At 43.5% G+C, this 18,856-nt stretch carries 14 protein-coding genes and 1 tRNA gene; 8 read left to right on the top strand and 7 right to left on the bottom strand.

Translation table 11 applies throughout. The annotated features are described in order from the left end of the window. Positions 1-240: 240 nt before the first annotated feature. Positions 241-2,943 carry a bifunctional acetaldehyde-CoA/alcohol dehydrogenase gene (gene adhE / locus R8O11_RS12725; RefSeq protein ID WP_005380731.1) on the bottom strand — a complete coding sequence of 901 codons (2,703 nt, stop codon included), beginning with the start codon at positions 2,941-2,943 and terminating at the stop codon, positions 241-243. Positions 2,944-3,593: 650 nt separating this feature from the next. On the opposite strand from adhE, the gene R8O11_RS12720 reads away from it, so the two are divergent. Both R8O11_RS12720 and R8O11_RS12715 read left to right on the top strand, forming a co-directional pair. Next, positions 3,594-4,232, top strand: a complete 639-nt coding sequence (locus R8O11_RS12720) for a YchE family NAAT transporter (RefSeq protein WP_005380729.1) — start codon at positions 3,594-3,596, stop codon at positions 4,230-4,232. Between the two features lie 35 nt (positions 4,233-4,267). Further along, positions 4,268-5,131, top strand: a complete 864-nt coding sequence (locus R8O11_RS12715; protein WP_005380728.1) for an ion transporter — start codon at positions 4,268-4,270, stop codon at positions 5,129-5,131. 57 nt (positions 5,132-5,188) lie between these two features. On the opposite strand, the gene asd is transcribed toward R8O11_RS12715, so the two are convergent. After that, positions 5,189-6,304 (bottom strand): aspartate-semialdehyde dehydrogenase, encoded by a 1,116-nt coding sequence (asd, locus tag R8O11_RS12710; protein ID WP_005380727.1) that lies wholly within the window; start codon positions 6,302-6,304, stop codon positions 5,189-5,191. Positions 6,305-6,735: 431 nt separating this feature from the next. Here asd and nhaC point away from each other — a divergent pair, with 431 nt between their 5' ends. Then, positions 6,736-8,169 carry a Na+/H+ antiporter NhaC gene (nhaC, locus tag R8O11_RS12705; RefSeq protein WP_005380726.1) on the top strand — a complete coding sequence of 478 codons (1,434 nt, stop codon included), beginning with the start codon at positions 6,736-6,738 and terminating at the stop codon, positions 8,167-8,169. A gap of 89 nt (positions 8,170-8,258) precedes the next feature. Here nhaC and R8O11_RS12700 read toward each other — a convergent pair whose 3' ends face one another. The 3 genes from R8O11_RS12700 to yejK all read right to left on the bottom strand — a co-directional run bounded on the left by R8O11_RS12700 (position 8,259) and on the right by yejK (position 11,936). Then, entirely contained in the window at positions 8,259-9,422 is a 1,164-nt protein-coding gene (locus tag R8O11_RS12700) for a chemotaxis protein (RefSeq protein WP_033907343.1), read from the bottom strand. 104 nt (positions 9,423-9,526) lie between these two features. Beyond that, a complete protein-coding gene (locus tag R8O11_RS12695) occupies positions 9,527-10,855 on the bottom strand; it encodes an Hpt domain-containing protein (protein ID WP_318194197.1) in 1,329 nt (442 codons plus the stop codon). Positions 10,856-10,937: 82 nt separating this feature from the next. Next, positions 10,938-11,936, bottom strand: coding sequence for a nucleoid-associated protein YejK (gene yejK / locus R8O11_RS12690; protein WP_005380723.1), 999 nt, complete (start codon positions 11,934-11,936; stop codon positions 10,938-10,940). Between the two features lie 85 nt (positions 11,937-12,021). On the opposite strand from yejK, the gene R8O11_RS12685 reads away from it, so the two are divergent. From R8O11_RS12685 to R8O11_RS12675, 3 genes are all read left to right on the top strand, one after another. Continuing rightward, positions 12,022-12,249, top strand: coding sequence for a YejL family protein (locus R8O11_RS12685; RefSeq protein WP_005380722.1), 228 nt, complete (start codon positions 12,022-12,024; stop codon positions 12,247-12,249). A gap of 22 nt (positions 12,250-12,271) precedes the next feature. Further along, a complete protein-coding gene (locus tag R8O11_RS12680) occupies positions 12,272-14,080 on the top strand; it encodes a DUF3413 domain-containing protein (protein ID WP_318194196.1) in 1,809 nt (602 codons plus the stop codon). 155 nt (positions 14,081-14,235) lie between these two features. Continuing rightward, positions 14,236-14,326, top strand: a tRNA-Ser gene (locus R8O11_RS12675). A gap of 193 nt (positions 14,327-14,519) precedes the next feature. On the opposite strand, the gene R8O11_RS12670 is transcribed toward R8O11_RS12675, so the two are convergent. Further along, complete coding sequence (locus R8O11_RS12670) at positions 14,520-15,443, bottom strand: histone deacetylase (protein WP_005384909.1); 924 nt, start codon at positions 15,441-15,443, stop codon at positions 14,520-14,522. Positions 15,444-15,714: 271 nt separating this feature from the next. Between R8O11_RS12670 and R8O11_RS12665 the strand changes: the two genes are divergently transcribed. After that, a complete protein-coding gene (locus R8O11_RS12665) occupies positions 15,715-16,404 on the top strand; it encodes an SDR family oxidoreductase (RefSeq protein ID WP_017635826.1) in 690 nt (229 codons plus the stop codon). 183 nt (positions 16,405-16,587) lie between these two features. After that, the gene (locus R8O11_RS12660) at positions 16,588-16,794 is read left to right on the top strand and encodes a hypothetical protein (protein WP_005380717.1); all 207 of its coding nucleotides are present in this window, start codon (positions 16,588-16,590) and stop codon (positions 16,792-16,794) included. A 44-nt stretch (positions 16,795-16,838) separates the two neighbouring features. Here R8O11_RS12660 and R8O11_RS12655 read toward each other — a convergent pair whose 3' ends face one another. Further along, positions 16,839-18,806: a DNA topoisomerase III gene (locus tag R8O11_RS12655; RefSeq protein WP_033907348.1), complete on the bottom strand. Its 1,968-nt coding sequence runs from the start codon at positions 18,804-18,806 to the stop codon at positions 16,839-16,841. Positions 18,807-18,856: the final 50 nt, after the last annotated feature.

Below are 18,856 nucleotides of genomic sequence, written 5' to 3'. Positions count from 1 at the left end.
TGAGGCTTCCTTTTTCAACCTCATCAACTACAGTGAGTTTAAAAGCGAGGGAGTAATCGCGCTGAGTTCTTTTAGTTGTTGATTTCATAACACTCTCCAATTTTGGGGGTAGAAAGTGTCAACCTTATTTAGGACGGCACAACCCAAAATAAAAAAAGCCCCAGTCATTTGACTGGGGCTTTAACCTTTTCCCGATTAAGGTTCCGTGCTAGCGAAAACCTTGCTCACTCGATTTTTTAATTACGCGTCAGCTTTTTCTTTCTTTGCTTTAGGTGCTGCTTTTGCTGCTTCTTGGTCTGCTTTCTTCTTGATAACAGTTGTACCTTCGAAAGTTTCGCCTTCAACAAATGCTTTACCGTAGTAAGAAGCCATCAACACATCTTTAAGTTCGCTGATTAGAGGGTAACGTGGGTTCGCACCAGTACATTGGTCATCGAACGCTTCTACCGCTAGCTCATCCAGTTTCGCTACGAAATCTGATTCAGCAACACCTGCCGCTTGGATAGACATTGGGATGTCTAGGTTAACTTTTAGTTCATCCAACCATGCTAGTAGACGTTCAATCTTCTGAGCAGTACGGTCACCTTCTTGGCTTAGGCCTAGGTGGTCAGCAACTTCAGCGTAACGACGACGTGCTTGTGGACGGTCGTATTGAGAGAACGCAGTTTGTTTAGTTGGATTGTCGTTCGCGTTGTAACGTACCACGTTAGAGATAAGTAGTGCGTTAGCTAGGCCGTGTGGCAAGTGGAACTCAGCACCCAGTTTGTGAGCCATTGAGTGACAAACACCTAGGAATGCGTTCGCAAATGCAACACCAGCGATAGTAGCTGCGTTGTGTACTTTCTCACGAGCGATTGGGTCATTTGCACCGTTCGCATAGCTTGATGGTAGGTACTCTTTTAGCATCTTAAGTGCTTGAAGAGCTTGGCCATCTGAGTATTCGTTAGCAAGAACTGATACGTAAGCTTCTAGAGCGTGAGTTACTGCATCGTAACCACCAAATGCTGTTAGAGACTTAGGCATGTTCATTACTAGGTTCGCATCAACGATTGCCATGTTTGGCGTGATTTCGTAGTCAGCTAGTGGGTATTTCGCACCAGTCTTGTCGTCAGTAACAACCGCGAATGGAGTAACTTCTGAGCCAGTACCTGAAGTTGTAGTGATACATACAAGCTCAGCTTTTTTACCCATTTTAGGGAACTTGTAGATACGTTTACGGATGTCCATAAAGCGCATTGCTAGTTCTTCAAAGTGAGTTTCTGGGTGTTCGTACATTACCCACATGATTTTCGCTGCATCCATTGGTGAACCACCGCCTAGCGCTAGGATAACGTCAGGTTGGTAGCTAGCCATTTGAGCCGCACCTTTTTCTACTACAGACAGTGTTGGGTCAGCTTCAACATCGAAGAATGTTTGAACTTCCATGCCTTGAGCTTTCAGTAGGCTTACTACGTCATCTGCATAACCGTTGTTGAATAGGAAACGGTCAGTTACTAGGAATGCACGTTTCTTACCTTCTAGGTCGCCCAGTGCGATTGGAAGGCTACCACGACGGAAGTAGATTGACTTAGGTAGTTTATGCCACAACATGTTTTCAGCTCGCTTCGCTACAGTTTTCTTGTTGATTAGGTGTTTAGGACCTACGTTCTCAGAGATAGAGTTACCACCCCAAGAACCACAACCTAGCGTTAGAGATGGCGCAACGTTGAAGTTGTACAAGTCACCGATACCGCCGTGAGTAGTCGGGATGTTGATTAGGATACGAGCTGTCTTCATCTTGTCACCGAAGTAACGGATACGGTCAGCGTTAGTATCTTGGTTAGTGTAAAGACCAGATGTGTGGCCGATACCACCAATCTCAACCATAGTTACCGCTTGAGCAACCGCGTCTTCGAAGTTGTCAGCACGGAATAGACCTAGAGTTGGAGATAGTTTCTCGTGAGCGAATGCGTCATCGTGAGATACTTTGCCCAGACCTTCACCAACAAGAACTTTAGTGTCTGCTGGAACTTTAACGCCTGCCATTTCAGCGATTGCTGCTGCTGGCTGACCTACGATTTTCGCGTTTAGCGCGCCATCGATAAGAAGCACTTTACGAACTTTATCAGCTTCTGCTTTGCTTAGGACATAAGCTTTGTGAGAAGCAAAACGCTCTTTCACTTCGTCGTATACTTCGTCAACTACGATTGCAGCTTGCTCAGAAGCACATACTACACCGTTGTCGAAAGTCTTAGACATAAGGATAGAAGCAACAGCACGTTTGATGTCTGCTGTTTCATCGATAACAACCGGAACGTTACCTGCACCTACACCGATTGCTGGCTTACCAGAAGAGTAAGCGGCTTTAACCATGCCTGGACCACCAGTTGCAAGGATAAGCGCGATGTCATCGTGTTTCATTAGAGCGTTTGAAAGCTCAACAGAAGGCTGGTCGATCCAACCGATGATGTCTTTTGGTGCGCCTGCTGCTACTGCTGCATCTAGAACGAGTTTAGCTGCATCGTTAGTTGAGTTTTTCGCACGTGGGTGTGGTGAGAAGATGATACCGTTACGAGTCTTCAAAGAGATTAGAGATTTGAAGATCGCTGTAGAAGTTGGGTTAGTCGTTGGTACGATACCGCAGATGATGCCTACAGGCTCAGCGATAGTCATAGTACCTAGGTTGTCATCCTCTTCTAAGATGCCACACGTTTGTTCGTCTTTGTATTTGTTGTAGATAAACTCAGAGGCGAAGTGGTTCTTGATTACTTTATCTTCAACAATACCCATACCAGATTCTTCTACCGCTTGTTGAGCTAGCGGGATACGGGCCTGGTTAGCTGCAAGCGATGCTGCACGAAAGATTTTATCTACTTGCTCTTGAGAGTAAGTAGCGAACTCTTCTTGCGCTTTCTTAACGCGAGCAACCATTGCATCTAGTTCAGCCATATTAGTTACAGGCATAGGGAATCTCCTAAAATTAACAAATATTAAAAACTTTTTACTAAGGCTATTACTTATCGTTTTTACTGTTTATCAGTCACTTAGAAAACAAACGTCTTAGTAAATTGCTTTCAGGACTGAGTATAATATTTCATAGTGTGAAAAAAATTGACTTGGATCAGTTCTCACCACCTAAATACTACCAAAGTGGTGCCTCATCACACCAAAATGACATAACTCACTGATAAACAAATAAATTAACTTTCATTTTTTATTGAGTAAAAAAGAAGCAAATGGACAAATAAATAAAAGAAACTACAACAACCTGTAAAAAAGTTTCATTTTTGACCAACAAAATTACATGTAGGCCCAATTCTTTGTGCTACTGAGAGTATATCGAACCGAATACATCTCTCTACAAACCACCTTGGTTTTTATCAAAAATGTGCGAATGTTAACGTTTATGTAAAACAGCGCAATTTATCAGCAACTTTATACATAACATTTCCTTTCCAGATTAGATACAGTTTATTAAAGAATTAGTTTTTCTCACTTAAATGGCAGGGAATGCGTTAGTTTTTTTCATTTCTTACAACCTAACTTTTGCCTTACATTACGCCCAAATTACCCCTTCTCCTTTTCACTAATGTGAACTTTGATGAGTACGCAACATGCAAACTTTTGAACTTGCTATCTTCTTGCAGTTTTTTCTCGGTTTGGTCGCCGCAGTAAACCCTGTTGGTATCATGCCTGTGTTTGTGTCACTAACCGGGCATATGACTCCAGACGAAAAGCGCAATACGGCAACAACAGCAAATGTGGCTGTTGCGATCATCCTGATCATTTCGCTTTTTGCTGGTCAGTTACTGTTAGACATGTTCAGTATTTCTCTGGATTCGTTTCGTGTCGCTGGCGGGTTGCTATTACTTAGCATCGCATTCTCGATGATGAGCGGTAAACTGGGGGAAGATAAGCAGAACAAACAAGAGAAAACGGAATACGTCAGTCGTGAACAGATTGGTGTGGTCCCTCTTGCAATGCCTTTAATGGCAGGTCCTGGTGCAATCAGTTCGACTATTGTTTATGGTGCACGCTACCCAAGCATGTTCGATACCGTGGGCATTAGTATTACGATTGGTTTGTTCTGCCTTTGTTCATGGCTATTATTCCGTTCTGCCCCATTGATCGTACGATTTTTAGGTCAAACTGGAATCAACGTCATTACTCGTATCATGGGTTTGATATTGGGCGCGCTTGGCATAGAGTTCATTGCGAATGGCTTACGCAACTTATTTCCAGGATTAGCCTGAGTTTCTATAAAATTGTATGATAGAGCGATTCAACAATGGATCGCTTTGTCATGACGACTGACTCTCTTAAACATACTCTATATGTCACCATTTTTGGTACTCATACCAAAGCTGGTAAAACGTTCGATATTGCTCTCATTATCGCGATCATCAGTTCGTTAATCGTACTGGTGTTAGATTCGATACCCTCCGTTCGGGCCGAGTGGGAAAAAGAGCTGAAGTTTATTGAATACACATTTACTGGCCTATTCACGATTGAATACCTTCTAAGGCTTTATTGCTCTCCTAAACCTGCCGCCTACGCAAAGAGTTTTTATGGTGTCGTCGATTTACTTGCGATTTTGCCCACCTATTTAGCACTCTTCTTCCCATCCGCTTCGTTTATGGGTGTGATCAGGGCGCTGCGAGTGATGCGAATATTCCGCATACTCAAGTTAGTCCGATACCTCCAAGAGTCCAATATCCTCTTACGTTCACTGCTTATGGCGCGCAGAAAGATTTTTATCTTCTTTAGTTCCGTCGCCATTATGGTAACGATTTTCGGCTCGTTGATTTTTATCATTGAAGGACCTGAAAACGGATTTACTAGCATTCCTAAGAGTATTTATTGGGCGATCGTGACCATCACAACGGTTGGGTATGGTGACTTGGTCCCTCAAACAGACCTAGGTAAAGGGCTTGCATCACTCACCATGTTACTGGGTTATTCCATTTTGGCGGTACCTACAGGTATTTTCACTGCCGAACTGCACCAAGAGATGCAATCGCACAAAGTATTGGTGAAATGCCCAAACTGCTCCCACGCAGGGCACGACTCTGACGCAATTTACTGTAAACATTGTGGTAGTGAACTGGCCGATCCAGACAAAAGAGTCGTTCGAACGGAAGACGACGCATGAAAAAAGAGCTCCCTACGGAGCTCTTTTATTTTGTCATCAAATAAAGGATTGATGTGATTATGCTTTCTCAGACAGAATAATTCTCAGAGTACGACGCAATGGCTCCGCAGCACCCCAAAGCAGTTGGTCACCAACAGTGAAAGCATTTAGGAAATCATCACCCATCGCCATCTTACGTAGACGACCCACTGGTACAGACATTGTGCCCGTAACTTTTGCCGGTGTTAGCTCTTGAGCAGTGATGTCACGGTCGTTAGGAATCACTTTCACCCAATCGTTATGAGTGGCGATGATTTCTTCGATTTCGTCCATTGGTACATTTTGTTTAAGCTTGATAGTAAGTGCTTGAGAGTGACAACGCATCGCGCCAATACGCACACAAGTACCGTCAATTGGGACAGGTGAACTTTGAGAACCCAAAATTTTATTCGCCTCGGCGCCCGCTTTCCACTCTTCTTTACTCTGACCATTATCGCGCTTCACATCGATCCATGGGATCAACGAACCAGCTAGTGGCACACCGAATTTATCGGTAGGGAAAGAGCCGCTGCGCATTGTATCCGCGACTTTCTTATCGATATCTAGGATAGAGCTTGATGGGTTTGCAAGTTCAGAGCTAACAGAGTCATTGATAACGCCCATTTGCGAGATCAATTCACGCATATTTTGCGCACCAGCACCAGATGCGGCTTGGTAAGTCATTGCGCTTGTCCACTCAACAAGACCTTTCTCAAATAGACCACCTAGCCCCATTAGCATTAAACTAACCGTACAGTTACCACCGACAAATGTGTTCGTGCCACCGTGGATGCCTTGTTGGATTTGCTTTAAGTTCACTGGATCAAGTGTGATGATCGAATCTTCAGCCATACGTAGCGTAGAGGCCGCGTCAATCCAGTAGCCTTTCCAACCAGCCTGACGAAGTGCAGGGAAAACTTTTTCTGTGTAGCTACCACCTTGACAGGTGATTACCGCATCAAGCTGTTTTAAGCTTTCAATATCATATGCGTCTTGCAGTAAGCCTGCGTCTTTTCCTAAGTTAGGAGCAGGAATACCAACTTGAGAAGTACTGTAGAATACTGGTTCGATTAGGTCGAAGTCTTTCTCTTCAACCATACGCTGCATAAGGACTGAACCAACCATACCGCGCCAACCAACTAAACCAACTCTCATCGTATTAACTCTCCATGTATTAAAAAACCTACCCCATAGTTAATTTTTCACAGCAAAATCTCAACCCCTATTTTGTAAATAAGCGCGTTTTTTAACCTTTTCCTCTGAAAAACAGGGTTACACGAGATTTTTTAGTGTTTGGTTTGCGGTTTTAACCATTTTTCAAGTAGGGAAAGCACTTTAGCCCCCTAATTGGTCTTACCACTCAATGAGAAAATAACACATGAAGCACAATAATTTCACATCACACAACATTTAAAACCAAAAAAGTTAAAATAAACTAACAGTTAATTTCACAAGCAAACGTTTTTACCGACGAACATCAAGATAAAACACCAAATGTTCGAAATATAATTTTTGTTAATGTATGTTATGCGCGATTACAACAAGGAGCGCCTTCCTCTATTGCTCCAAGATTGACAGAGGCACATATGAAGCAAGTTACACCACGCCTACCAAGCTTGATACAGGTATTTATCTCGCTCGGTTTATTTCTCCTGCTGGCATTTTCGTTCACAGCCAAGCTAGACCTACCGATTCAGCTAGCGCTATACATCGGTTGGTTCATTGTCATGATATTGGGCATAAAGCTTGGCCACCAGTATAAAGATCTGGAAAAAGCAGCACTAAATGGCATTTCCAATGGACTTGGAGCCGTTTTAATCCTTTTGGCCGTTGGCGCGCTTGTAGGTACTTGGATCTCTGGTGGTATTGTTCCAACCATTATTTACTACGGCCTTAAAGCCATCCACCCTTCCATCTTTTTGCTCGCGACCATGATCATCTGTTCATTGACTGCGCTAGCGACTGGCACATCTTGGGGGGCGGCTGGCACGGCAGGTATTGCAATGATGGGTATCGGTCAAGGTCTTGGTGTTCCTGCGCCAATCACTGCAGGTGCCGTACTTTCAGGCTGTTACTTTGGTGACAAAATGTCGCCTCTATCGGATTCAGTAATCCTTGCTTCATCTATGTCTAACGTTGAAGTGATGGAACATATTAAAGGCATGTTGCCGATAGCACTCATTAGCTACATTATTACAGGCATTATGTTTACTGCATTTGGCTTCCACTACGCAGGTCAAGTTGACATGAGCCAGGTAGACTCTGTCATTAAAGCGATGGAACAGCAGTTCTACATCACCCCTTACTCATTTGTTCCTGTGATCATCGTATTGTCACTTCTAGCGATGCGTATGCCTTCATTCCCAGTGATCAGTTTTGGTTCTCTGCTAGGTATTATTTGGGCAGTGATGATCCAAGATGTCGATTTCCTAACCGCGTTCAACACGGCTTGGGCTCCATTTGCAATCTCATCTGGCGTAGATTTCATTGACTCAATCCTTAACCGTGGCGGCATGTCTTCAATGCTTGGGTCGGTAGCGGTTATCGTATTCGGCCTTGGTTTTGGCGGTCTACTAGATAAAGTAGGCGTGCTAGAGACTATCGCGAAGCTGTTTGAAAAACGCGTTCAAAGTGCAGGTTCATTGGCAACAAGCACAATTGGTACGGCCTTTATGGGCAACGTATTTGGTTCAGCGATGTACGTTTCACTTATTCTGACCCCAAAAATCTGTGCGAAGAACTATGACCGTCTAGGCTACAAACGTAAGAATTTGTCTCGTAACGCAGAATTTGGCGGCACGCTAACCTCAGGTATGGTCCCTTGGAGTGACAACGGTATCTACATGGCCAGTATTTTGGGTGTTGCTACACTGTCTTATGCCCCGTTCATGTGGCTGAGTTTTGTATGTATCATCGTAACGATCTTCACTTCTTACATGGGTTGGTTTGTTGATAAGTGCGAACCAACAGCAGAAGCAGTTGAAGAAGCTGAAGGCGAATTAAAGCAGCAAACCGCTTAACTTCGCAGAGATAGAAAGAACCTCCCTTCCGAATTCAATACTAAAAAAGAGCGCTTTAAAGCGCTCTTTTTTATTTCCAAAACAAATCGTTAGCTTTGTTTGACTGACGTTTTCACGGCTGTACGCTTCCCAAACCAATAGCCCAAGCTAAGCGGTGCAAAGAATATAACGGCAATGAACAGAATAAAGTAGATGATGGTACTTTTGACAAGTTCAATCAGCTTAGTCATTGCGAGATTCACAACCTCTTGCGACACTCGATCCATATCTTGAGCAAACTTCTCGCGCTCATGGGTAATGATCTGTGCGATTTCTTGGCGCTCTCTGGCAACCATCAGCTCTATAGCTTGGCGTTCTTCACCCAACTGAGATAAACGCGCCTCCGTCCTTTGATCGATATCGTCAACCAAAGGTTGTAACTCCAGCGCCATTTGTTCTGCCAAATAACGCATGTACTCTGGGTTGTTATCGATAAAATCCCTCATCGAATCAGCGGTAACTTGCAAACTATTGAGCGCCGCATTGACTTTTTCGATACTGGCAGAGCTATTCAAGGCCAACAACTGCGCTTTCCACGTCATAATTTTTGGTGTCTGCTCTGATACCAGACTTAGACGATCAGAGACATCCCCAAGTGCTTCTGGCATCGTGCCTAGCGTTGTAACGGCTTCCTCTTCGCTAATTTGGTTTGCATCTAACCACCTACGGTAAGCCGGAGTCCTAATCATGCTTAAATCAGCGAATGGATGCTGCTTGGCGAACTCTGCAACAAACGTTTGTGTCTTGATGTATGCTTCTTTCTTCAATAAAGATTGAGCCAGTTTATCTACCTCTTTCGCTAAATAAACGGAAACTAACTTGGCCTCATCAGACGCAAAGAGCTCATTACCAGAAGCGGTAGTAAAGAACTGTTCCATTTGTAGCGTGAAAGTCCATGTATCAATCAGTGCAGCCATTGGGGACACTTGGTATGCAGAAGCTTGGATGCCTTCTTCAGCATTTATCTTCCAAAGTAAAATATAAGATTGATGAACTTTATCATGAGGCTCATATTGTTCGTGTAGTGCGTCTGCTGCTTGCTCAACCTGAGCAAAAAACTGCTGCGCATACTCACGAGTCAAAAGACGCATATTGAGCTCTTGTTTGGTAAGAGGGACGGTTTGACTCTCGATCTTGACTTCGAGCAGGGAGCACCCTGAAAGCATCATAACCAGCCCTATCAACATCATTGAAGACATTCGGCGAACGGACATGAAAACACCTTTAACAAATTGTATAGAACAGGAATAAAGCGAACTAAGTCATATAGTTCGAGCCTTTATTACCTCAACTCTTATGACATTAAGTCAGAGCAATATCAATCTGTTAGCGCTTCTGTTATCTTTTCACTATTGAGAACATTATTAGCAAAAAGTATGGTTTGTTTTAGGACATCATCTAAACATGCCAACTTCTCTTCCGGCACTTTTTGCCCTTGTTTAATCAACAGTTCAATATCACCCGAAATACAGTGCAATGGCATTGCACCTAAACTCCCTGAGACCCCTTTAAGACTGTGTGCGGCTCTTTGCGCTTGCTCTTTATCCTCTTCTAACAGCTGATACATTTTAGTGCCATCGCCAGAGTGATCCTGAATAAAGACCTCCAGTAACATCCGCACAGCGCCCTCGTCACCAGACAGAGAATCTAACATTTTATTGATATCTATGTACGGCTCACGTTTCACTACTTCCACTTGTGATGAATTCACCTCATTACAACTTTTTTCGTTCATTTGGACATTTTGAAAATTTTCTGACTGAGCTGAGGGAACAGTGTTAGCTCCATTTTCATCATCGCCAACTTGCTCTGACTTTTTATCATCGGTTCTGGGTAGTGGTATCGGTTGAATCGTTTTTGGGGAGAAGGCTCCCCATGAAATGAGGAAAAGGAGCAAACCACTGATTACAGACAACCAAACAATAAAAGTCATTAGCTTCTGTTCCAACTGATCATTTATCGAAGTTAACTGGTTCGGGAAATCTGGATTAAGCAGTTGATTAGATAAATAACTGCCCTGTGCCTGAGCAGATAGTGCGCTTGAGGTTTGAGCAAGCTGGCGCTGAAGAGCGCTTCGCTCTTCGGGAGAGAGCGTCTCTGATTCAATAAAAAGTCGGTCTAAGTCACGGTAAGTATCGCTATTCGTTGCAGAGTCACTAAAGACAGACTCAAAAACAAGCGCACCTAAGCGATAGTACATTGCCTGAATTTTCTCAGAGTTTTCTGTTCGAGCACGGCTGCTTCGTAACTGTTCTGCTAACGAAACCAATTCACTGTCACTTCTTACAAAAGCTCGAGCACTTTCTAAAAATCGGTCGGTCGTATAAAGCAATTGAGTGATGTCTGGTGTGATTTTCCCTTCAGAAAACTCACTTTCAAGCTGTAAGCGAACTGCATAAGCCAACTGAAGTTTCAGTGAAATTTGGTCGACGTGTTTAACACGGTAAGGCAGATCGAAGTTAAAAAAGTGCCTGACTTCTTCAACTTTACTTCCTAACTCATTTACAGTCGAAATCGTTTGAATCGTTTGTTTGGCTTGCAGCCAAATGCCAAGTGCTAAAACACACCACAAAACGAACCAGAACCAAACAAACCGCCGTATTCCTTCTTTTAGCTTCAGCAACACTTGCCCCTCGCATATCTCCATTAATTACAAGCATATACTATGGATGTTTCTTATTCACATAAAAAAAGAGAGCCGTTTGCTCTCTTTATTTAACGATATGATTTTAATTGCGACTTAACTGATCTTTTAGATTTGGAGGCGTCCCTTTAATCGTTAAGGTATCCGTCTCTGGATCATAAAAAATACGCTCGCCAAGTAAGAGACTATCGAAGCTAATATTCAAACCACCACCAGCTCCAACAAATTTAGTCAGTTTGCGAACCGTCGCACGATCACCTGGGAAAGACTCTTCAAGCTCGTACCCTTGCTCTTTGGTGAAATCCATAAAGCTCGTGCCATCTTGGCTTTGAGGAAGCTCTCCGGAAAGCTCTGAGATTTGAACCTCATCACCGGATTTAATTTGCTCATTGCAGTAGTCGTAAACTTGTTTCTTGTACTCGTTCACTTCTTGCTTTTCTAGCTTCGAGTCAGCACAAAAATCATCCACCGCCTGCATCAACACTAAGTTTTGTTGTTTAGTATCTAAGCCAATATCCGCTTGCAGAAAATCTAGGAAGAAGTCCGCCACTTTACGGCCAACGCGTCCTTTAATGTATTGCAGATAACGATTGGATTCCTTGTCGGTCTCGTAGCTCGACAGGTCGATGCGTGCGGCAATATCCATTTTGGTGATATCTAAGTAATCTGTCGCACTGATGTCCAAACCTTCGGTCACTTTTAAACTCTGATTCATTGGTAAGATACCGATGAACAAGTAGTCCGTTGCTAAACTCTGATACTCAGCGAAAACCAAGATACCTTCATCCGCAAATGGGTACTTAATCAACTCTTCTTTCAAGCGATTTGCACTAATTTGTGAGAAGTCGTAAAAATCTCGCTCTCCTTTGCGCATTTCTTGAAGCCAAAATTGAAATTCGCTGTCTGACTGGAAAGCGCCAAAACCTTTACCAGCTTTAGAATGGAATACTCGGTGAAGCTCAGCGACTAAGTTTTCTGTAGATGCATCGTTCTCTAATGATGCTGGACGAAAGTTTACAACCAGCTCGTCCTGATCGTTTTTGCACAGTTGATGCAGAATAACGTTTGAAAGATGAAGACTCATAGTGATTTTATCTTGCTACAAGGTTTTAGTTGATGGGCATTGTAGGTTATCATAAGCCGCTTTTACTATCATTATTAGAGTCTTTATGCCGATTACATCTAAATATACTGACGAGCAAGTAGAAAAAATTCTTGCTGAAGTAGCAACAGTTCTTGAAAAACACGCTGCTTCTCCTGAGTTGACGCTAATGATTGCCGGAAATATCGCAACCAATGTCTTAAATCAACGTGTTGCTGCTTCACAACGCAAAGCGATTGCTGAAAAATTTGCTCAGGCGCTGATGTCTTCTTTAGAAACACCAAAAACACACTAATCACGGACAATAGAACACATACATGGTAGACAGCGGAAACTCATACAGCGAACGTGTATCTCGACTAGTTGGTTGGGGTCACTGGTTTGCATTCTTCAATATCGTTGCATCGATGTTGATAGGCACACGCTACATTGTTCAGTCTCCTTGGCCCGAGACGTTACTTGGTCAGTTTTATCTGGCGGTTTCTTGGGTTGGTCACTTTGGCTTTCTAGTTTTCGCACTTTACTTGCTTGTTCTATTCCCGTTGACGTTTATCCTGCCATCGCGGAAATTGTTCCGTTTGGTGGCAGTGATTTTCGCAACCGTTGGGCAAACCATATTATTAATTGATACCCAAGCGTATCAGTCGATCAATTTGCACTTAACTCCCGTTGTCTGGGAGTTACTATTCAGCGAAGACAAAAGTGCACTCAGCACTGACCTACAACATTTATTTGTTGTGATGCCGCTGATCTTCCTTATTCAACTCGCACTATCCGAATGGGTATGGCGAAAACAGCGCAAACTATCTCATAAGCACGTAGGACGCCCTCTCGCGGCCGTCTTTTTCCTCAGCTTTATGACCAGCCATTTGGTTTACATTTGGGCAGATGCGTATTTTTACAACCCAATTACTAGCCAGCGTTCAAACTTCCCGTTGTCTTACCCGATGACGGCGAAGAGTTTTATGGAAAAACATGGTCTACTTGACCGTGAGGAATACCTAAAACGTTTAGCAGAAAACGAAGGCAACGTAGAGTTAGTCAACTATCCTCTTGAAAAGCTTGAGTTTAACCGCCGAGTTAATAAGCTCAATGTGTTGATGATCAGCATAAACAATTTACGAGCGGATGCGCTTAACCAAGAAGAGATGCCTAACCTCTATGAGTTTGCTGAAAACAATCAGAACTTCCGTAATCATTACAGCTCAAGTAATGATACATACGGGGCCTTTGGTTTGTTCTATGGCTTACCGACCAGTTATGCATCAAGCATCAAGGCGCAAGGTGCTTCCCCAGTATTGCTCGATGTACTGAAAGATCAGGGCTACAACTTTGGTTTATTCAGTGGCAGTGGGTTTGAAGATGATCTCTACTCAGAAATTATTTTCCGCGACTTGAACTTAGCGGAAGACCTAGATGGCACGCAAGCTCATACCGATAAACAATCTATCGCAAACTGGAATACATGGTTAGCAGAGAAAGCAAGTCAGCCATGGTTTAGTTACATCGAAGTCACCACCGTTGATAATTTTGAATCGATTCCTTCAAATAATGACGAAGAAATGCCCGCAAGTGAGCGATTCAAAAAAGCTTATGAATATGCAGTGAAGTCGGCGGATAGAACTATCGCCGGTATTATTGATGAACTAGAAACGACGGGACAACTGACAAACACCATCGTAATCATCACTTCTAATCACGGTAGTGAATTTAACGAAACCAATACGAACAGCTGGGGAGCAAACAGCAACTACAGCCGTTATCAATTACAAGTTCCGATGGTGATCCATTGGCCTGGAATGCTGGCTGGCGAGTTTAATCACAGCACAAGCCACTTGGACCTCTCGGTTACACTGTTGCAAAATATGCTCGGCGTATCTTCCAACCCATATGATTACAGTAGTGGTCGCAACCTATTCGATGAAAGCCGTCGTCGCTGGATCTTGGCGGGCGATACTCGCGAGCTTGCCTTAATTACTAGCTCACAAACCACAGTGATCGATAAGTTTGGCAACTACAAGCTGTATGACAAAAACTACAAACGACTTCGAGATGATGCACCGAAGTTGCCAGTTTTGATGCAAGGTTTAACTGAGTTACAGCGTTTTTATTCTAAAAACGATTAATACCTAGCAATCCATATACTATTCAAACTCCCCTTTTTGGGGGAGTTTTTGTTTATTTAAACAACACAAACCACAAATTTGCGCAGTAAACATCCAATCAGTTCAACTAGGGGTTTACAACATTTTCAAAGCCTTATATTATGCGCCTCAACAACGGAGAGATGGCTGAGTGGTTGAAAGCACCGGTCTTGAAAACCGGCATACGTTAATAGCGTATCTAGGGTTCAAATCCCTATCTCTCCGCCACTTTTAGAAAAATCCCGCTAAGAAATTAGCGGGATTTTTCGCATCTCCAGACTTAAAAGATTTGTACAAATCACTTATCACTTCTTGAACGCAACTAAGCACTCCGCCACACTCCGAAAGAACCCACAAAAAATTAATGCCCTTTTCGTTCGTTCCAGTGTTGAATCAATTTGATATTTACATCTAGTTGTATCTACTCATCAATAAAGACTTCTTTAGCGGCATTGATAAGCTGCAAATGGATTGGGACGAGGTCAGCATGATTCGTTCGATATCCACCTCCAACGACAGCTGCGACAGGGATACCTCGAGATTTCACTGTTTGCATTAAAAATCTATCACGTTCTAAAATCCCTTGAGTCGACACATCAAAATATCCAAGCTCATCGTCTTGATGTATATCGACACCAGCATCGTAGATAACTAAATCAGGGCGATGAAGATTAAGTGCCATATCGACCACTTCTTTAAACGCCATTAAAAAATCCTCATCACCTGTCCCTCGCACCAAAGGCACATCGAGGTCAGACTGAGGCTTCCTCGCTGGGAAGTTTTTATCACAGTGGAAAGAAAGCGTGATGATATCTGGCTCATCGTCACATAAAGTTGCTGTTCCATCCCCATGGTGAACATCACTATCAATGATCAATACTTTATCGACATGCTCGACTTCGAGCGCTTGCCTGGCCGCGATCACTAAGTCATTAAATAAACAAAAACCACTGCCAAACTCTTTGTGTGCGTGGTGATACCCACCACTCAAATGAATGGCCACACCGTACTCAAGTGCCTTTTTTGCGGTCAGAGCCGTGCCCGCTGCTGAAGTTAGCGTTCTGGTAATGAGAGACTCACTCCAAGGAAAACCTATTCGGCGCATCTTCGCAGCTGGCATGTTTCCACTAACAAGTAACTCGACGTATTCCTCGTCATGAACACGTTTTACTTCCCCAACAGTTAATGCTTCGGGCTGGAAAAACTGCGTGTGCTCTTTCCAGTTATCTTTCTCCATATGCACCAATACCGATTCATAGAGGTACTGGTATTTCATAATTGGGTAACGATGCCCCTCTGGCAACTCAAGTTGAGAATAAATCGGGTGGTAGATAAATGGCAGCATGAGAAATTCTTAATAACAATGGTAACGAAATAGTATCAACTTAAAGGGTTGAATAAAACGCAATTTAATTGATAATGATTTTCAATATCAATTAAATTTAATATACATATGAATTCTACTTTCTTTGCTATTCTCGGCGCACTGTTTGGCTCTCTTTGTGCCCTGTCCCTATTTTCATCTCTTGTTGTTGGTGCGTGGTGGTTGGTTGATTTTATTGTGCTTAACTAACACAATGACTTTCAACTGAAATCAAAAAAACATAGGTGTTTGTATGAGTCAAACCGTCTTTATTACCGGAGCAAATCGCGGCATTGGCCTTAGCTTAACTGAGCTGTACCTGAAGCAAGGCCACCAAGTACATGCTACTAGCCGTTCCTTAGAGAACAGTTCAGAACTACAAACTCTAGCCTCACAATTCAGTAATTTGGTTTTGCACGAACTGGATGTCACTCACTACGAACAAGTCGCTAAGCTTGCCGATAAACTCCCTGCCATCGACTTACTCATCAATAATGCAGGATATTACGGCCCCAAGGGATATGGCTTTGGAAACACTGACGTAGAAGAATGGCGTAAAGCCTTCGAAGTAAACACCATTGCACCGTTAAAACTGGTTGAGCACTGTTACCCTCGCTTACAACAAGGCAAGATAAAAAAGATTGCTTGTATCTCATCAAAAGTGGGGAGCATGACCGAAAATACGTCCGGTGGCGGTTATATTTATCGCTCATCGAAAGCGGCGCTTAACTCGGTTGTGAAAAGCTTAAGTAATGATTTAACACCTGAAGGATTTACCGTTTTAGCGCTTCACCCTGGTTGGGTAAAAACGGCGATGGGCGGGCCAAATGCTTTGATAGATACGCAAACCTCCGCGCAAGGCCTAGCGAACGTGATAGAGCTGAGCACACCGCAGCTTTCAGGTCGATTTATTAACTACGATGGTACTGAGTTACCTTGGTAGCAGCATTAAGACACAACCATCACTAAACCAAATACCATCAAAGCCAGGCTTCATAATCGTGACTTGGTTGGCAAACATAATGTTCATCAGTGATCCACCAGCATAATTCACGCAATCTAACTTGAATTTATCTACATCCAATCCAGACTTAGGAAAAAGTAGAACAAATAAGGAGAAAGCACGATGGCAGCAGATAGGGATTTGGTTAATTTTAGCGAAGAGCACGAACTAAATTACTGCTTGAGAAGTGCTGGTAAACGCCAAACTCAAGCGAATCGAGATACATTAGTTGACTTGGGCAACCAGGTGAAAGAGGTACTGGACAAACGCGTGTTAACTCAAGGTGAAGTAAGAGGCGCGATCCAAAACCACGGTGACCTGTTCGAGTAATCTATTTTCAAGCATGCGCGGTGTTTAATTACACCGCGCTTGTCCTATGCCTGCTTACCTTTGGTTGCACGAGATTTAGTCGCGCCACCATTCTTTGAATAACTGCGCTTTTTACGTTTAAACGCAGGACGTTCCACCTTGGGTAAATGACGTAATGAATCAGGGATAGGGCCTGCTTTTACTTGTGCCATCAAGCTATCAATGCGTTGTTCCAGTGCTTGCATGAACGGCTGATATGCTTGATTTCTCTCTGCCATACCTTGTAACTGGTGCTCCCAATGAGCCGTCATATCAGGGTATGTTGAATCTTCTGGCAAGGCATGAATGAGACCTCTTCCCGCAGGAGAACTGAGAATTGACTTACCTTGACGCGTAAGCAGTTGGCGTTTGAACAGCGTGTCCAAAATACCAGCGCGAGTCGCTTCCGTGCCTAGCCCATCAGTGTCACGAAGGATTTTTTTCAGTTCTTTATCCGCAACGTAACGGGCGATCCCGGTCATCGCTTGCAACAGCGATGCTTCGGTAAAATGCTTTGGTGGCTCGGTTTTTCGGTCTTTTATTTCCCCTTCACGACAAGTTAACACGGTGCCTTCGGGTAGCGGTGGCACGGCATCAATACCTTCATCTTCCTTGTCAGTTTTGCCCATTAGCGCTTTCCAACCCGGCGAAACTAACTGACGACCTTTCGCGACAAACGTACCACCAGCGATATCGAAAACCAATTTCGCTTCTGCGTAAACCGCCGCCGGATAGAACTGCATGAGGTACTGGCGCGCAATCAATTGATACACTTTCATCTCATTGCCGGAAAGCGCATTCACATTAGCTTGCTTCGGTGTAGGGATAATCGCATGGTGCGCATCCACTTTTTTATCGTTCCAGGCTTTGGACTTTAATGTTAAGTCTGCTCCCTGAACGGCAACTTGCAACTCTTTTGCGTTATTCGCAATAGCAGTTGTCACCGTCCCTGCTTGTGAGTAGTGTTCCATCGGTAAATAGCGACAATCTGAACGCGGGTAAGTGATCAGCTTGTGCTTTTCATACAATGCCTGACAAGTATCTAGTACTTGTTGCGCACTCATACCATAGCGCTTCGCGGCATCGATCTGTAAAGCAGATAACGAATAAGGTAATGGTGCTGATTGCTTGGTTTGCTTTTGTTCCGACTCTGTCACTTTTGCGGGTTGATTTGCAATACGGTTTGCAACATTTTCTACCAACTTACGGTTTAATACTCGACCTTCTTCGTCCTGCCAAGGCTTACATGCCTCACTTGGCTTCCAACGAGCACGAATATCAAAAGTACCATTGGCATCTTGATATGGGATCAGAGCATGTAGGGTAAAATAGTCCTTCGGGACAAAGTTTTCGATTTCTTCATCACGACGCACCACTAAGCCAAGAACTGGCGTTTGCACTCGCCCTACCGAGAGAACACCTTGATACCCTGCTTTTTGACCAAGCAAGGTATAAGCACGAGACATGTTCATACCATACAGCCAATCAGCCCGAGAGCGGGCCAATGCTGAAACTGAAAGTGGGATAAACTCGCGATTACTGCGCATAGAACTGAGAGCACGTTTAACCGCAGGTAAGTTCAAGTCGGAAATCAACAAACGCTGTGTAGATTCCTTCTTGGTTTTAGATAACTTGCAATAGTCCAGAACTTCATCAACTAACAGCTGACCCTCTCGATCTGGGTCTCCTGCATGAATGACTTCGTTAGCTTCTTTGAGCAATTTACGAATCACTGTTAATTGCTTACTTGCGCTTTTCCTCGGTCTGAGCTGCCATTGCTGCGGAACAATTGGTAAATCTGCCATATTCCACTTTTTATAACGCTCATCGTAAGCGTCAGGTTCGACTTGTTCGAGCAAATGGCCGATACACCAAGTAACGATATCCCCGTTCCCACAGCGGATGAATCCTTGATCTTTCTTTTGAGGGTTTGCCAGTGCAGCGGCAATCGCACGGCCTAAGCTTGGTTTTTCAGCAATAAACAGACGAGACATAACGTTTTGGAAATAAATATAATTAGGGCCACATTAACGAATGTAGCCCT

The sequence above is a fragment of the Vibrio sp. 1288 genome (genome assembly GCF_033344475.1).
Note: the sequence above shows the minus strand (reverse complement) of the source record. Positions and strands in the feature narration are given on the sequence as shown.

What these genes read in the sequence shown, in the direction of transcription:
- adhE (WP_005380731.1), bottom strand. Translation starts at nt 2,943, where the DNA reads ATGCCTGTAACTAATATGGCTGAACTAGATGCAATGGTTGCTCGCGTT.
- R8O11_RS12720 (WP_005380729.1), top strand. Translation starts at nt 3,594, where the DNA reads ATGCAAACTTTTGAACTTGCTATCTTCTTGCAGTTTTTTCTCGGTTTG.
- R8O11_RS12715 (WP_005380728.1), top strand. Translation starts at nt 4,268, where the DNA reads ATGGATCGCTTTGTCATGACGACTGACTCTCTTAAACATACTCTATAT.
- asd (WP_005380727.1), bottom strand. Translation starts at nt 6,304, where the DNA reads ATGAGAGTTGGTTTAGTTGGTTGGCGCGGTATGGTTGGTTCAGTCCTT.
- nhaC (WP_005380726.1), top strand. Translation starts at nt 6,736, where the DNA reads ATGAAGCAAGTTACACCACGCCTACCAAGCTTGATACAGGTATTTATC.
- R8O11_RS12700 (WP_033907343.1), bottom strand. Translation starts at nt 9,422, where the DNA reads ATGTCCGTTCGCCGAATGTCTTCAATGATGTTGATAGGGCTGGTTATG.
- R8O11_RS12695 (WP_318194197.1), bottom strand. Translation starts at nt 10,855, where the DNA reads ATGGAGATATGCGAGGGGCAAGTGTTGCTGAAGCTAAAAGAAGGAATA.
- yejK (WP_005380723.1), bottom strand. Translation starts at nt 11,936, where the DNA reads ATGAGTCTTCATCTTTCAAACGTTATTCTGCATCAACTGTGCAAAAAC.
- R8O11_RS12685 (WP_005380722.1), top strand. Translation starts at nt 12,022, where the DNA reads ATGCCGATTACATCTAAATATACTGACGAGCAAGTAGAAAAAATTCTT.
- R8O11_RS12680 (WP_318194196.1), top strand. Translation starts at nt 12,272, where the DNA reads ATGGTAGACAGCGGAAACTCATACAGCGAACGTGTATCTCGACTAGTT.
- R8O11_RS12670 (WP_005384909.1), bottom strand. Translation starts at nt 15,443, where the DNA reads ATGCTGCCATTTATCTACCACCCGATTTATTCTCAACTTGAGTTGCCA.
- R8O11_RS12665 (WP_017635826.1), top strand. Translation starts at nt 15,715, where the DNA reads ATGAGTCAAACCGTCTTTATTACCGGAGCAAATCGCGGCATTGGCCTT.
- R8O11_RS12660 (WP_005380717.1), top strand. Translation starts at nt 16,588, where the DNA reads ATGGCAGCAGATAGGGATTTGGTTAATTTTAGCGAAGAGCACGAACTA.
- R8O11_RS12655 (WP_033907348.1), bottom strand. Translation starts at nt 18,806, where the DNA reads ATGTCTCGTCTGTTTATTGCTGAAAAACCAAGCTTAGGCCGTGCGATT.